Raw genomic sequence first — 14,495 nt, 5'->3', positions numbered from 1 at the left:
GTGACAGGGTTTCCGGCACCCCGCTGTGACGGCGGGGCCTTGTCCGGGCGGCGCGCCCCGCCGAGTCTGGTCCCGCGGCCGCGACGCACCGAACGGACCGACGGAGGCACTGTGAACGCCGTACTGGAACTGGCCGAGAAGGCATGGCGGGGCGAGCCGGTCCCCGAATACCACCGGGGCGAACCGGCGCGCGCCGGGATCGCGGAGGTCGCCGAGGGGATCGGGATGTGGCCGGGCTTCGGCAACGCGTTCTGCATCCGCTCCGAGCGGGGCCCGGTCCTCTTCGACACCGGGTCCGCGGCGTCCGCCGAGGCGCTGCACGCCGCGGTCCGCGCCTACGACGACCGGCCGCTGCGGTTCGCGGTCTACTCGCACGGCCACGTCGACCACGTGTTCGGCGTCGGCCCGTTCGACGCCGAGGCCGACGCCGCGGGCCTGCCCCGGCCGGTGGTCGTCGCGCACGAGGCGGTGGCCGCCCGGTTCGACCGCTACGTGCGCACCGCGGGCTACAACGAGGTGGTCAACCGCCGCCAGTTCGGCAGCTCCGAACTGCGCTGGCCGCGCTCCTACCGCTACCCGGACCAGACCTACCGGGACTCCATGGAGCTGCACCTGGGCGACGCCGCCCTGCGGCTGTTCCACGCCAAGGGCGAGACCGACGACCACACCTGGGCCTACCTGCCGGAGCGCCGCGCGCTGCTCACCGGCGACCTGTTCATCTGGGTGGCGCCCAACGCGGGCAACCCGCAGAAGGCGCAGCGCCACCCGGCCGAGTGGGCGGAGGCGCTGCGCGCGATGGCCGCCACCGGCGCCGAGGTCCTGCTGCCCGGCCACGGGCTGCCCGTCATCGGCGCCGACCGGGTCCGCACCGCGCTGAGCGAGACCGCGGAGTTCCTGGAGAGCCTGGTCGAGCAGACCCTGGCGCTGATGAACTCCGGCGCCCGGCTGGACGAGGCGGTGCACGCCGTCGCACCGCCCGCGCATCTGGCGGACCGCCCCTACCTCCAGCCCGTCTACGACGAGCCGGAGTTCGTGGTGCGCAACGTCTGGCGGCTCTACGGCGGCTGGTACGACGGCGACCCGTCGCACCTCAAGCCGGCCCCGGCCGACCGGCTGGCCGCCGCCCTCGCCGAGCTGTGCGGCGGCGCGGCCGCGCTCTCCGCCCGCGCCCGCACCGCCGCCGAGCAGGGCGACCTCCGCTTGGCCGGGCACCTCGCCGAGCTCGCGGTGCAGGCCGCGCCGGACGACGCCGGGGCGCACGAGGCCCGCGCCGAGGTCAACCTGGCCCGGGTCGCCGCGGAGCGGTCCACCATGGCCCAGGGCGTCTTCCGCTGGGCCGCCGCCGAGTCCAGGGCCGCGCAGAGCGGCGCCGGCACCGTCGAGGAGCTGCAGAGGCTGGGCGGGTCCCTGTTCCAGATCGGCGTCTGATTCCTCCCGGGGGCGCCCGGCCGGGCACCCCCGGCGCGGCGGCGCGGCGAGCACCGCCTGCGCCGCCGCGTACGAGGTCGCGTGGTCCGCCGGGGGAGGCCGGCCCGCCGCGGTCCGCGCCCGGCCCCGCCGGTGACGGAGGCGATGCCGCTCCCCGCCTGCGCGGCGATGTCCGGCCGGGCCGCCCCCGGGACGGGCCGGCGGCGCCGAACCCGGTGGCGCTCAGGCAGACCGCGCGGGTCTCGGCCCGGTGCACGTCGCCGGGTCCGGGCCGAGCCGGCCCGTCCCTCCCGGGCGCGGGTTCTGCGCGGCGCCGGCGTCGTCGCACACCGGTTCCAGGGCGGGCGCCCGGCCGTCCGGGTCCTTCAGGTCGAGGAGCACCGGTCCCTTCCGGCGGCCGTACTCGCGCATGGCCGCCTCGCCGCAGACCCCGATGCCGCAAGGCGCGGTCCCCGCCGGGCGGCCCCGGGACGGCGGTGCGCCGGCCGGAGTCCGCCACCCTGGCGCCGCTCGGCGGACCCGCTTCCTCCACCATGGTCATGTGCGACCGCCTCCCCGCGATGACCGACCAGGCGGTCGGTCGCCGCCGCGGCTCCATCCGGTGCCGACCGGGTTCGCCCGGCGCCGGGCCATCGGCCGCGGTCACGATCGCGCGGGCGGCCGGATGCGGTAGGCGACAGGGGGCGGAGGCCGATGGAGGACCCGGAGCGGCTGCGCAGGACCGTCGCGTCGCTGGAGCCGCGGGTGCCGCCGCTGGCGCGGCTGATCGTGGAGCGCTACGCCGCGGAGTCCCCGATCTGCACCGGGGACCCGGCGATGCTGGACCACCTGCACCTGGTCGCCGCCGGAACGATCCGGGCGATGCTGCGGTCGGCGCTGCGCGCCGTCCTGGAGCCGGAGGCGCCCGATCCCGAGCTGCTCCGGCTGGTCTCCGAGCGGGCCGCCGACCGGGCCGACGAGCGGGTGCCGCTCGCCGAGTACATGCGCGCCTGGCAGCTCGCGCTCACCGTGTTCGGCGACGAGCTCACCGCGGCCCTCGGCGACCGGCCCGACCTGCTCCGCGAGGTGCTGCGGCGGATCCGGTCGGTGCACTTCGCGGTGGAGCGGGCCGCCGCGGAGGCGTTCGAGCGGCGCTACCTGGAGCTGCTGGACGACACCGACGCCGAGCCCTCCCGGGTGGTCGCGGCGCTGGCGGAGGGGCGGGTCGGGGCGGCCGCCGGGCTCGCCCGCCGCCCGCTGCCGGAGCGGCCGCTGGTGCTGGTCGTCGAGGCCGCGCGCGCCCCCGGGCCGGACGATGCGGCGGACCGGGATCCGGCCGCGGCCCGGCCGGCCGAGCGCCGCGCGGTGCGGCGGATGCGCGCCCGGATCGAGCAGGCGCTGCCCGGGACCTGGCTGATGGACCTGTCCGGGCGCGGCGGGACGGTGGTCGCCGAGCGGACCGGGGCGCGGCCCGCCGGGCCCGGCCGGCACTCCGGCGAGCCGCTCGACCGGCTCGCCGCCGACCTCGGGGCCGCGCTCCGCGCCGAGGCGGTGCTGGCCGCGGAGGACGCCTCCGGACCGGGCGACGTCGCCCGCGCGGTCGGTACCGCCCGCGCGGTGCTGCGGGCCGCGCGCGCCCGCGGCCTGCACGGCCGCGCCGTCCGGGCCGCCGACGTCGCGCTGGAGCTGCACCTGGCCCGGGAGAGCGACGGGCTGCCCCTGCTCCGCGCCGCGCTGGCCCCGCTGCTCGACCGGCCGGAGCTGGCCGGGACCGTCCGGGCCTACCTGGCGTGCGACATGGACCGCCGGGCCGCGGCCCGGGCGCTGGGCGTCCACCCCAACACCGTGGACAACCGGCTGGCCCGGACCAGGGAGCTCACCGGCGCCGATCCGGCGACCTCGCGGGGGCTGCTCACGCTGGCCGCGGTGCTGTGGAATGAATCGGCGGACAATACTGTTCCTGGGAAGTAGTTGAAAACGGAACCAACTACCTCGGAGAGCCCAGGGGGCGGAGAACATGCAGTTCGGGATCTTCTCGGTCGGCGACGTGACGACCGACCCCACCACCGGCCGCACGCCGAGCGAGGGCGAGCGGATCGCCGCGATGGTGCGCATCGCGCTCAAGGCCGAAGAGGTCGGCCTGGACGTCTTCGCCACCGGCGAGCACCACAACCCGCCGTTCGTGCCGTCCTCGCCGACCACCATGCTCGGCTACATCGCGGCGCGCACCGAGCGGCTGGTGCTCTCCACCGCGACGACCCTGATCACCACCAACGACCCGGTGAAGATCGCCGAGGACTACGCGATGCTGCAGCACCTGGCCGGCGGCCGGGTCGACCTGATGATGGGCCGCGGCAACACCGGGCCGGTCTACCCCTGGTTCGGCCAGGACATCCGGCAGGGCGTCCCGCTGGCCGTGGAGAACTACCACCTGCTGCACCGGCTCTGGCGGGAGGACGTGGTGAACTGGGAAGGGAAGTTCCGCACCCCGCTGCAGGGCTTCACCTCCACGCCGCGCCCGCTGGACGGGGTCCCGCCGTTCGTCTGGCACGGCTCCATCCGCAGCCCGGAGATCGCCGAGCAGGCCGCCTACTACGGAGACGGCTTCTTCCACAACAACATCTTCTGGCCGGCCGAGCACACCAAGCGGATGATCGACCTGTACCGGCGCCGCTACGAGCACTACGGCCACGGCCGCGCCGACCAGGCGATCGTCGGCCTGGGCGGGCAGGTGTTCATGCGGCGGAACTCCCAGGACGCGGTGCGCGAGTTCCGGCCCTACTTCGACAACGCACCGGTCTACGGGCACGGCCCGTCGCTGGAGGACTTCACCCGGGAGACCCCGCTGACCGTCGGCAGCCCGCAGCAGGTCATCGAGCGGACCCTGCGGTTCCGCGAGGACTTCGGCGACTACCAGCGCCAGCTGTTCCTGATGGACCACGCCGGGCTGCCGCTGAAGACCGTGCTGGAGCAGCTGGACCTGCTCGGCGAGGAGGTCGTCCCGGTGCTCCGCCGCGAGTTCGCCGCGAACCGCCCGGCCGGCGTTCCCGACGCGCCCACCCACGCGAGCCTGCTCGCCGCCGAGGAGAGCGGCGCCGTCCCGGCGACCGCGAAGGAGGAGAAGTGACCGAGCCCCGCATCACCGCCGTCTCCGCCGGGCTGAGCGTGCCCTCGTCCACCCGGCTGCTGGCCGACCGGCTCACCGGGGCCGCCGGCCGCGCCCTGCGCGAGCGGGGCGCGGCCCCCGCCGCCGAGACGGTCGAGCTGCGCGACCACGCCCACGCGCTCACCGACAACCTGCTCACCGGGTTCCCCTCCGGCGACCTCAAGGCGGCGGTGGACGCCGCCTCCCGGGCCGACGGGCTGATCGCGGTGACGCCGATCTTCAACGCCTCCTACAGCGGCCTGTTCAAGACCTTCTTCGACGTCCTGGAGGAGGGGGCGCTGCAGGGCACGCCGGTGCTCATCGCGGCCACCGGCGGGACGCCGCGCCACTCGCTGGCGCTGGAGCACGCGCTCCGGCCGATGTTCGCCCACCTGCGCGCGGTGACCGTGCCGACCGCGGTCTACGCGGCCTCGGAGGACTGGGGGGCCGGCGGCGCCGCCCACGGCGGCCTGGCCTCCCGGATCGACCGCGCCGCCGGGGAGTTCGCCGACCTGGTTGCGGGCCGGCCCGCCGCGGCCCGGCCGGACCCCTACGAGGAGCCGGTGCCGTTCGAGCGGCTGCTCGCCGGGGAGTGACCCGGCGGGGCGGGGCGGGGCGGCGGGGCGGAGCCCCGTCCTGGCGCCGCCCCGCCGCCGGCCGCCGCCCGCGGGCGGCGGCACAGAGCGACCGTATTGCCCGCGGCCCCGGTCACGCGGGGGTTATCCGGAAAAACCCGGTTCCGCGGCCGTGTCCGGCGCACCGGTCAGCGCATCTCCTCGGCGACCTTGAGCACCGCCGCCTGGCGGAAGGTCAGGAAGTCGGCGCGGGCGTCGCGGGTCCCGTAGTAGGTCCACGGGAACGAGGTGGCGTGCACGCCGAGCGCCTGGAACTGGGCGTAGGCCTCGTCGTAGCGGTCCTGGGCGCAGAGCACCCGGGCGAGCATGTTCCGGTCGGCGCGGTCCCACCGGTAGGCGGCCGGCGCGGCCGGCGGGCACACGGTCAGCGCCCGGTTGGCGGCCTCCCGGCACTCCGGCCGGTCCAGCACCTTGCCCTTCTCCCGCACGTCCAGCTCGACCCAGGCGCGCAGCGGGAGCACGTGCAGCGGCGAGCCGGCCGGGGCGGAGTCGGAGGCCGCGTAGGCGAAGGCGAACATCTCCTCGTTCGACCCGTGCCACTTGGCGCAGTTGTACTGCAGCGCCACCCGGTGCGCCTCCCGGTCGTACCGGTTCAGCCGGAGCACGCCGGCCCACGCCTCGTCGTAGAGGTCGCGGCGCCCGCCGGGGCTGCCGACCGCGTAGGTGATCATCAGGGCCCACGGGGCGGGGGAGGCGGGGTCCGCGGCGATCGCCCGGCGCAGCACCGGCTCGGCCCGGTCCAGGTAGTGGTGGAACCCGGCGAACTGCTCGTCGGAGGTGCGGGAGGCGTAGGCCCCGCCGCGCGACTCCCACGCCCGGTCCAGCAGGTATCCGCCGAACACCAGCAGCGCGTCGGGGTCGTCGGGGGAACCGGCCAGCCAGTCCTGCAGCCACCGGTCCCGGTCGAGCGCGGCCTCGGCCGCCTCGGCGGCGTAGTGCCCGTACAGCTCCCGGTCGCCGGCCTGCCGGGCCGCCTCCAGCAGCCGCGCCACCGGCCCCGGATCGCCGGCCCAGGCGGCGTGCACCGCCTCGACCAGCTCCGGATCGTCGTCGTCGGCGTCGAGCACGACGGCGTCCTCGGGGGGCAGCCCCGCCTCGACCTTTTCCAGGTTCTTCATCGCCCGCAGCGACTTGCGTATCCGTGAGAACGCCACGGGCCGGATTCTACTGAGCCCGGAAGAGGTAGTTGCGGCGCTGCGGGACGACCCTGTCCACCGGCCGCCACCCGGTGCGGCTCCAGGCCTGCATGGCGTACCCGCGCTCGCGCAGCCAGGCGGTGAGGCCGTCCGCGCTCCGGCCGTACTTGGCCAGGTGCCGGTCCTCGATCTCCAGCAGCAGCGCCGGCCGGTATCGCTCCAGGGCCTTCTCCGCCCCCTCCAGCACCAGCGGCTCGGCCCCCTCCACGTCGGCCTTGACGAAGTCCACCCGGCCCAGCTCCCCGGAGCCGAGCAGGCCGTCGACGGTCCGCACCGCCACCGGGACCGACCGCTCCCCGGCGAACTCCTCGTTCGGGCCCTTCCCGGAGGCGCCGTCGGTGACGAAGGCCCTGCCGTGCACCGGCAGCCCCCGGCGGACCGGGACGCTCATCACCGACTCGCCCTCCCGCGCGCCCAGCGCCTCCCGGTGCCGCCGCACGTTGGTGCAGCCCAGCGCCGCGACGCCGACCCCGATCACCCCGAACGGCCCCGGCTGCGGCTCGAACGCGTGCACCTCGCCCCCCTCCCCCACCAGGTGGGAGAGGGCGTAGCTGTACAGCCCGTACTCGGCCCCCACGTCGAGGCAGACGTCCCCGGGCCGCACCACCCGGCGCAGCCCCGCCATCTCCGCCTCCACGAACGAGACCCACCGCCCGGCCCCGCCGAGCACCCCGTGCGCCGCCGCCCGCCTGATCCCCGCGCCCATCCGCGGCCCCCTCACGTTCCGCCTGACCCGAACCTAGGGGAGCGGCCGCGCGGAGGCACGGGGGACCGGCCCGCGCGGGCGGTTCTCTCCGCTTTTTCCGCTTTCCGCGCCGCGGCCCGGCGGCGGGCCGCCGGGCCGGAGGGGCGGGGTCAGCAGAAGATCCACCAGCAGTCGTCCTCGCCCGGGGGCTTCTCGCCCGGGTCCTCGTCCTTCGGGGGCTCGCCGCCGCCGGGCGGGGTGGCGGGCGGGGTGGTGCCGGGCCGCTGCCCGCCGTCCCCGTCCCCGTCTCCGCCGCCGGGGGCGGGGTCGGGGCGCTCGGGGGCGTCCTCCGGAGGGGCCTCCGGCTCCTGGGCGGCCGGGGGCTCCGAGGCGGCGGGCGCCTCCTCCGGCTCCTCCTCGGGCTCCGGGTCCGGGGGTCCGGAGGCGGTCGGGGACGGCGGGGGCGGGGCGGAGGGCGGGGCCGAGACGGGCGGGGCGGGCGGGCCGGACGACGCGGAGGGGGCCGGCGGGCTCGCCTCGGCGCTCTGGGACGGGGTGCCGCTGCCGCCGCCGTCCGCGGACGTGCTCAGCTCGTCGGGGGAGGACCCCAGCGCCATGGCCGCCAGGGCGACGGTCAGCGCCGTGCCGGCCCCGAGGACCACCGCGACCGTCAGCCGCCTGCGCTTCTGCTCCCGCCTCTGCTGCAGGCGCTCGCCGCGCGATGCCTCGCCGAGGCCGCCGTCCGCGGTGGAGCTCTCATCGCTCATGGGGAGACCGTGCCTTTCCGGGTATCGGGGGGTGTGCCGGGGAGAGGCGCCCGGCGCCGGCGGCGGGCCCGGAGGCGCCGCGCCGCACGCCGCTCCGGGGGGCGGTCCCGGCGGGACCGCCGCACGGCCGTGAGCGGCGCTCCCGGATCGGACGCACACCGGCGGCGCGGGGATCCCGGCGAGCCCTCTCTTTTCCCGCCGGAGCGGCGCCCGCGGGGTCGGAGGGGCCGGGGCGGCGCCCGCATCGGCTCCCCGCCGGAAGCGGAGCAGGGAAGAGGGGGCGGCGCCCCGATCGACGGCGGGCGGTGCGGCGCCCCGCCCGCATCGGCCCCGCCGCCCAGGGGCGGCGCCTCCGCTTCCCAGGCGGGCCGGATACCGGCGGAGGGGCGCGGGAGCGGGGTCCCGGCCGCGGCCCGGACCGGTGGTTCCGCCTTCCGCGCCCCTCTCGACGCCGGACCGCCGCCCCGGCCCCGGCGCGGGCGGCCGTCCCGCTCCGCGCCCGTGCGCCGGCGCTCCGCCGGGGCGGCGTGCGCCCGTGCGGGCGCCGTCGGCGGAAAAGCCCGCCCCCGCGCCGGCGGGCGGGTCAGGCGCCGCTCCCTCCCGGGTCCGGGGAGAGCCGGACGGACCGCCAGTCCTCGAGGTCGCCCAGCATCCGGCGGTCGTGCGTGGCGACGACGACGGCCGCGGGGGTCTCCCGGAGCGCGTCGGTGAGCTCGTCGACGAGCAGCGGCGACAGGTGGTTGGTGGGCTCGTCAAGGACCAGCAGGTGCGGCCGCTCGGCCAGGCAGAGCGCGAGGTGCAGGCGGCGCTTCTGCCCCTCCGACATCCGGCCGACGGGGGTGCGGAGCGCCTCGGCGTCCAGCAGGCCGGTGCCGCGCAGCGGCACGATGTCGGACGCGGCCGCCCTCCCCTCCGACACGAGCCGCGCGGTGTGCCGCCGGTGCACCTCGCAGGGCTGGAGCCGATCCCCCCAGTCCGGGGCCTCCTGGGACAGGTGGGCGACCCGGGCGCCGTCGGACCTGCGCACCTCCCCGGACGTCGGGGCGGCGGCGCCGGTCACCACCGCGAGCAGCGTCGACTTCCCGGCCCCGTTCGGGCCGGTGACGAGCAGCCGGTCGCCGCCCTCGATCTCCAGGGAGACCGGCCCGTGCAGGCGCCCCTCGACGGCCACCCCCTCGCAGCTCAGAACGGGGGCGCCGCGCTTGGCCGGCAGCCGCGGCCAGCGCAGCGAGAGCGGCGGCCGGGGCACGGTGACCCGGTGCGCTTCCAGCGCCTCCCGCCTGCGCTTGAAGGCCTGCACCGCGCCCGCCGCGTGCGACTGGCGCTGGTGCTTCCCGGTCCCCTTGTCCGGCCTCCACCCGGTGGACAGCCGGTTCCGCGCCTCCTCCGCGGCCTGCGCCAGCCTGGCGTGCTCGGCCTGCTGGGCCTCGTGCTCCCGGGTCCACCGCTCGCGCTCGCGGCGGCGGCCCTCCCGCCATCCCGCGTACCCTCCGGCGAACACCCGCGGGCGCCCGTCCATGCTCGGATCCAGGTCGAGGAAGTCCTCGGCGACCTCGCGGAGCAGGGCGCGGTCGTGGGTGACGATCGCCAGCCCGCCCGGGTGCGACCGCAGCCGGTCGGCGAGGAACGCCTGCGCGCCGGCGTCGAGGTGGTTGGTGGGCTCGTCCAGGAGCAGGACGTCGTGGGCGGCGCCGAGCACGCACGCCAGGCGCACCCGGTGGCGCTCGCCCACGGACAGGGCGGCCAGTCCGCGGTCCCGGTCGGTGCAGGCGCCGAGCCCGTCCAGGGCGACGTCCACCCGGCGCTCGGCGTCCCAGGCGTCGAGCCGCACGGCGGCCTCCAGCGCCGCCGCGTACAGCTCCTCCGCGCCCCCGTCCCCGTTCTCCAGGCCCTCGGCGGCCAGGTCCAGCGCGCGCAGCGCCAGGTGCGGGAGGCGGAGCGCCCCGGCGAGCAGGGTGCCGACGGTCTCGCCGCCGCGGGAGGCGAGCGACTGGTGGACGACGCCCACCGTGCCCGTGCGCTCCACCCGGCCCTCGTCGGGGGCCAGGTCGCCGGAGAGGACGCGGAGCAGGGTCGTCTTGCCCCGCCCGTTCTCGCCGACGAGGGCCAGGCGGGACCGCTGGGAGACGGTGGCGTCGACGCCGGACAGGACCGTGCGCCCGCCGAGGGCCACCCGGATCCCGCGGGCGCGGACGTGCGCGCTCGCGCCGGCCGGGAGCCGCCCGGCCGCGTTCAGTTCGGAGAGGATGTCATGCGCCGACCGGCCGGAGAGCCGGTCGCGTGAGTGAAGTGCGTCCACGGTGTGCTCCACGTTTCGCTGCGGAGCCGGGCAGCACGAGAGGGCCGCCCGGCATGGCTGCCGGGACGGCGGGACACGCGAAGAAGGAGGGGGGCCGGTGCCGCGCCGTCAGGCGCGGGCCCAGGGCCTCATGGCGGCGGCGGTACTCGCCGTTTGCGCATACACGCGGGTCAAACTACCCCGGGCCCGGCGCGGGGTCGAGGGAATATCGGCGTGACGCCCTTCACCGGGCGGAGCGGTCCGGGGATCCCCGTCCGGGCGCCCCGCGGGTGCAGGCCGCCGCCCGGCCCCGGCGGCCGGGGCCGGGCGGTGCTCCGCCGGGCCGCCGCTACGGCTTCAGCGGGTTGCCGGGCGCGTGGTCGCCGAGGCCGATGAGCAGCTCGCGCAGGAGTCCGGCGAGCCGCTCCCGGTCGCCGCCGCCCAGGTCGGCGAGGAGCCGCGCCTCCAGTGCGACGTGCTCGACGACGACCCGGTCGATCAGCTCCTTGCCCTGCTCGGTCAGGGTGATCAGCACGCTGCGCCGGTTCTCCGGATCGACCTCGCGGGTCACCAGCCCTTTGGCGACGAGGCGGTCGATCCGGTTGGTGATCGCCCCGGAGGTGACCATCGACGACTCGACCAGCTGCCCGGCGGTGAGCCGGTACGGCGGCCCGGACCGGAGCAGCGTCCCCGCGATGTCGAACTCCCATATCTGCAGGTCGAACCTTGCGAAGTTGTCGCGGAGCTCGCGTTCGAGCAGGCGGCAGGCGCGCTGGATCCGGCTCACCACCCCCATCGGCGCGGGGTCGATGTCGGGCCGCTCGGCCCGCCACTGCTCCAGCCGCCGGTCGACGTTGTCCTGCACGCTCCACCACCCCCGAGACATCTCAACATCAAAATGTTTGACGCCATTCTAAGGGCCCGCCTAGACTCGCGAACGTTGAACATTTCAACATTAAGGAGTCAGGGATGACGCAGGTCTCGAACCGGTCGGACCCCGGCAGCGCCTCCCCTCCGGGCGGCCCGGCGCTGACCGCGCTGACCGCGCTCGCGCCGGCCCTGTGGGGCACCACCTACCTGGTCACCACCGAGTTCCTCCCGCCCGGCCACCCGCTGGCGTCCGGGGTGATCCGCGCACTGCCGGCGGGGCTGGTCCTGCTCGCCGCTACCCGCACGCCGCCCCGCGGCGCGTGGCTGTGGCGCTCGCTGGTGCTCGGCACCCTCAACATCGGGGCGCTCTTCGCGCTGCTGTTCGCCGCCGCCTACCGGCTGCCGGGCGGCGTCGCGGCGACCCTCTTCGCGATCCAGCCGCTGCTCGTCGTCGGCCTGGCGTTCCTGCTGCTCGGCGAGAGGCCGACCCGGTGGCGGCTCGGCTGGGGCCTGGCCGGCGCGGCGGGGGTCGGGCTGATCGTCCTGCAGGGCCGGGTCTCCGTCGACCCGTGGGGCGTCCTGGCCGGTATCGCCGCGGCCGCCTCGATGGCCTGCGGGCTCGTACTGACCAAGCGGTGGGGGCTCCCCCGGGGCGCCGGACCGGCCGCCTTCGCGGGATGGCAGCTCACCGCCGGCGGCCTCGTACTCCTCCCGCTCGCCCTCGCCCTCGAAGGGCTCCCGCCCGCACCGGACCCCGCCGCGATCGGCGGCTACGCCTGGCTGGCGATCCCGGGCGCCCTGCTCACCTACCCGCTCTGGTTCCGCGGCCTCGGCCGGATGCCCGTGGTCGCCGTCTCGTTCCTCCCCCTGCTCTCCCCCGTGGTCGCCGCGCTCCTGGGGCTGCTGTTCCTCGGCGAGTCCCTGACGCCGTGGCAGTGCCTCGGGTTCGCGCTCGCGCTGGCCGCCATCGCCGCCGCGCAGCTGACCCCCGGCGCCGCCCGCGCCCTGATCCGCCTCCCCTCCCCCCGAAAAGGAGCATGAGCATGCCGCGCACCGTACTGGTCACCGGGGCCACCGGGACCGTCTCCACCGAACTGCTGAAGGCGCTGGAAGGCGCCGACGTGCGCCTCCGCGCCCTGGTCCGCGGGGAGAAGGGGGCCGAAGGCCTCCGCCGCCGGGGCGTCGAGGCCGTCACCGGCGACCTCGGCGACGCCCGCTCGCTGCCGCCCGCCTTCGAGGGCGTGCAGGACGTCTGGCTGCTCGTCCCGAACGGCCCGCGCGCCCCGGAGAACAGCATGAACGCGGTGTGGGCGGCGCGCCGGGCCGGGGTGGAGCGCATCGTGCGGCTCTCCGCCGTCGGCGCGGCGCACGACGCGCCGACCCGCAGCGGCCGGCTGCACGCCCTGTCGGACCGGGAGACCGAGGCGTCCGGCCTGCGGTGGACGGTCCTGCGCCCGCTCTGGTTCATGCAGAACCTGCTGAACGAGGCGGCCGAGATCTCCGCCACCGGCGCGTTCTCGCTGAACATGGCCTCGGCGCGGCTCGGCATGGTCGACGCGCGCGACGTCGCCGAGTGCGCCGCCCGGGTGCTCCTGGACGACCCGGACCGGCACCACGGCGCGACCTACACCCTCAGCGGCCCGCACTCGGTGACCTTCGACGAGGTCGCCGGGCGGCTGGGGGAGGCGCTCGGCAGGCCCGTCGCCTACCGCCCGGTCGGCGACGGCGCCAAGCGCGCGGCGCTGCTCGGCCACGGCGTCCCGGAGTGGATCGCGGACATGCTGGAGGAGTACGCGCAGGCGTACGCCTCCGGCTGGGGGGACTTCACCACCGGCGCGGTGGCCGACCTCCTCGGCCGCCCTCCGCGGGACATCGCCGACTTCGCCCGGGACCACGCCGCGGCGTTCGCCCCGGCCGCCCGGGCCTGAACCCACGCCCCCGTCGGCGACGGCGCGGGGCCGAGGCGGACCACACGGAGCTGCGGGAGGCGTTCAAGCGGATCGAAGTCCTCCTCCCCGGGATCGAGGGCGGGGAGGAGAGGCCCTCTCCCAGGTCCTCAACCTCTCCGAGGAAGTCGTGGGCGAGTGGCGGGACGAGAGCGGGCACCGCGCGTTCGGCCGGCCGTGGGCCATGCAGGGAGGCCCCGCCCCGGACCCCGACCGCGTCCACCTGCTCCAGCTCGACAGCGACGACGGCTGGAGCTGGGCCGACTGCGGCACGGTCTCCTCCGACATCCCGGCCGAAGCGCTGCGGGCGGGCGACTTCACCCAGGTGGACTGCTACACGGCGTCGTGCTGACCCCGGCGCTTCCTCTCCGGGCGGTTCCTCTCCGGCGCTTCCTTCTCGGGGCGGCTACCCGGGGAGGTTCATGTCCGCTTCGTGCCGCATCACCGCGTCGCGCAGCTCCTCCCGCTCGGCCGGGGTCGGTTCGCGCAGGTGCCCGGCGGCGGCGAGCAGGTCGGACTCGCGGGCGTCCGGCATCCAGGTCGGCGCCTGGATCGTGACGGGGGTGCCGTCGTACCCGGTGTACAGCTCGGGGCCGGCGTCGGAGCGCTTCAGGACGCCGTCCCCCTCGTCCTCGCAGGTGACGCGCTTGAGGCCGGCGCACGGGTCGCCGAAGTCCGCGTAGTCGCGGTCCGCGTAGCCGGTGACCTGCAGCGTCCGGGGGTCCTCCGCGGTGGACCGGTAGGTGATCTCCAGGTAGGAGTCCCCGACCGCCGCCGCCTCGGTCATCTCCCACCCCTCCCGGTCCATCACCACCATGGTGCCGGGGAACGCGTCGAAGTCCGCGGCGGCCTCCTCGCGGGCCTCCGCCGCCGGCCGCAGCAGCACGGCCGAGGCGCCGGCCGCCAGGGCGACCGCGCCGACCGCCGCGACGGCGCGCAGCCGCGATCCGGCCGAGGAGCAGCGGACCACCAGGGCGAACGCCGCCGAGCCGATGGCGGCGGCGAGTGCCGCCGCCAGTCCGGGCAGGTCCGGCCACAGCTCCTCGGATGCCCACCACACCAGGGCGAGCGCCGCCGGGCAGACCAGCAGCAGTCCGGTCGCCGCGGTCGCCCAGGGGCTCGGCACCCGCAGCCGACGCAGCAGCCCGACCACCGGGAGGACCGCCAGGACCGCTCCCCCGAGCGACGGCACGATGACGGCGGCGGCCTCACCGCCGTCCCATGCCCAGGGCTTGTCGGAGAACGGCACCAGTACGCCGGTCACCGGCAGCAGCACCGCAGGCCAGACGAGCCCGATGAGCGCACCCACCGCCACCGCCGCCCGACCGACCGGGGCCGCCCCCTGCCCGGCGCCGCCGGATTCCTCCTCGGCCATGGCCTCCGCCTCCCGCCTCCGCACCGCTCGCGTGCGAGTGGACGCGAGCGGCCCCGGAACGGTTCCCGGCCCGGAGACGGCCCGGCCCTGCCGCACCGCCCGCGCAGCGGTGCCCTCACCGAAAGGAAGGCCGCCGACGGGCCCGCCGGGGCTCTCGATGGAGACGAATTCGGCCCCAATACGAAACGCCG

The 14,495-nt window shown here is 77.0% G+C and carries 13 protein-coding genes; 7 read left to right on the top strand and 6 right to left on the bottom strand.

Annotated elements, in window-relative coordinates; genetic code table 11:
• Window positions 1-111 precede the first annotated feature (111 nt).
• The 4 genes from J0910_RS02530 to J0910_RS02515 all read left to right on the top strand — a co-directional run bounded on the left by J0910_RS02530 (window position 112) and on the right by J0910_RS02515 (window position 5,148).
• Window positions 112-1,428: an alkyl sulfatase dimerization domain-containing protein gene (locus J0910_RS02530; RefSeq protein WP_420156886.1), complete on the top strand. Its 1,317-nt coding sequence runs from the start codon at window positions 112-114 to the stop codon at window positions 1,426-1,428.
• Between the two features lie 693 nt (window positions 1,429-2,121).
• Complete coding sequence (locus J0910_RS02525; protein ID WP_420156885.1) at window positions 2,122-3,378, top strand: helix-turn-helix domain-containing protein; 1,257 nt, start codon at window positions 2,122-2,124, stop codon at window positions 3,376-3,378.
• Window positions 3,379-3,424: 46 nt separating this feature from the next.
• Window positions 3,425-4,534 carry an LLM class flavin-dependent oxidoreductase gene (locus J0910_RS02520; protein WP_420156884.1) on the top strand — a complete coding sequence of 370 codons (1,110 nt, stop codon included), beginning with the start codon at window positions 3,425-3,427 and terminating at the stop codon, window positions 4,532-4,534.
• Window positions 4,531-5,148 (top strand): FMN reductase, encoded by a 618-nt coding sequence (locus tag J0910_RS02515; protein WP_420156883.1) that lies wholly within the window; start codon window positions 4,531-4,533, stop codon window positions 5,146-5,148. Before J0910_RS02520 ends, J0910_RS02515 begins: the two co-directional genes overlap by 4 nt.
• Before the next feature lie 167 nt (window positions 5,149-5,315).
• On the opposite strand, the gene J0910_RS02510 is transcribed toward J0910_RS02515, so the two are convergent.
• The 5 genes from J0910_RS02510 to J0910_RS02490 all read right to left on the bottom strand — a co-directional run bounded on the left by J0910_RS02510 (window position 5,316) and on the right by J0910_RS02490 (window position 10,999).
• A complete protein-coding gene (locus J0910_RS02510; RefSeq protein ID WP_420156882.1) occupies window positions 5,316-6,341 on the bottom strand; it encodes a hypothetical protein in 1,026 nt (341 codons plus the stop codon).
• Between the two features lie 10 nt (window positions 6,342-6,351).
• The gene (locus tag J0910_RS02505) at window positions 6,352-7,089 is read right to left on the bottom strand and encodes an FkbM family methyltransferase (RefSeq protein WP_420156881.1); all 738 of its coding nucleotides are present in this window, start codon (window positions 7,087-7,089) and stop codon (window positions 6,352-6,354) included.
• 149 nt (window positions 7,090-7,238) lie between these two features.
• Window positions 7,239-7,835 (bottom strand): hypothetical protein, encoded by a 597-nt coding sequence (locus J0910_RS02500; protein WP_420156880.1) that lies wholly within the window; start codon window positions 7,833-7,835, stop codon window positions 7,239-7,241.
• 583 nt (window positions 7,836-8,418) lie between these two features.
• Window positions 8,419-10,134 (bottom strand): ABC-F family ATP-binding cassette domain-containing protein, encoded by a 1,716-nt coding sequence (locus tag J0910_RS02495; protein ID WP_420156879.1) that lies wholly within the window; start codon window positions 10,132-10,134, stop codon window positions 8,419-8,421.
• A 328-nt stretch (window positions 10,135-10,462) separates the two neighbouring features.
• Window positions 10,463-10,999 carry a MarR family winged helix-turn-helix transcriptional regulator gene (locus tag J0910_RS02490; protein ID WP_420156878.1) on the bottom strand — a complete coding sequence of 179 codons (537 nt, stop codon included), beginning with the start codon at window positions 10,997-10,999 and terminating at the stop codon, window positions 10,463-10,465.
• Between the two features lie 83 nt (window positions 11,000-11,082).
• Here J0910_RS02490 and J0910_RS02485 point away from each other — a divergent pair, with 83 nt between their 5' ends.
• The 3 genes from J0910_RS02485 (at window position 11,083) to J0910_RS02475 (ending at window position 13,281) form a co-directional block, all read left to right on the top strand.
• The gene (locus tag J0910_RS02485) at window positions 11,083-12,024 is read left to right on the top strand and encodes an EamA family transporter (protein ID WP_420156877.1); all 942 of its coding nucleotides are present in this window, start codon (window positions 11,083-11,085) and stop codon (window positions 12,022-12,024) included.
• Between the two features lie 2 nt (window positions 12,025-12,026).
• Window positions 12,027-12,911 carry an NAD(P)H-binding protein gene (locus tag J0910_RS02480; protein WP_420156876.1) on the top strand — a complete coding sequence of 295 codons (885 nt, stop codon included), beginning with the start codon at window positions 12,027-12,029 and terminating at the stop codon, window positions 12,909-12,911.
• A 148-nt stretch (window positions 12,912-13,059) separates the two neighbouring features.
• Window positions 13,060-13,281, top strand: coding sequence for a DUF1963 domain-containing protein (locus tag J0910_RS02475; protein WP_420156875.1), 222 nt, complete (start codon window positions 13,060-13,062; stop codon window positions 13,279-13,281).
• 54 nt (window positions 13,282-13,335) lie between these two features.
• Here the strand turns inward: J0910_RS02475 and J0910_RS02470 are convergent, their stop codons facing one another.
• On the bottom strand, window positions 13,336-14,304 hold the full coding sequence (locus J0910_RS02470; protein ID WP_420156874.1) for a hypothetical protein: 969 nt from the start codon (window positions 14,302-14,304) through the stop codon (window positions 13,336-13,338).
• Between the last annotated feature and the right edge of the window lie 191 nt (window positions 14,305-14,495).

It is taken from the genome of Nocardiopsis oceanisediminis (genome assembly GCF_048595525.1).
In the GTDB taxonomy this organism is placed as follows: Bacteria; Actinomycetota; Actinomycetes; order Streptosporangiales; family Streptosporangiaceae; genus Nocardiopsis_A; species Nocardiopsis_A oceanisediminis.
Note: the sequence above shows the minus strand (reverse complement) of the source record. Positions and strands in the feature narration are given on the sequence as shown.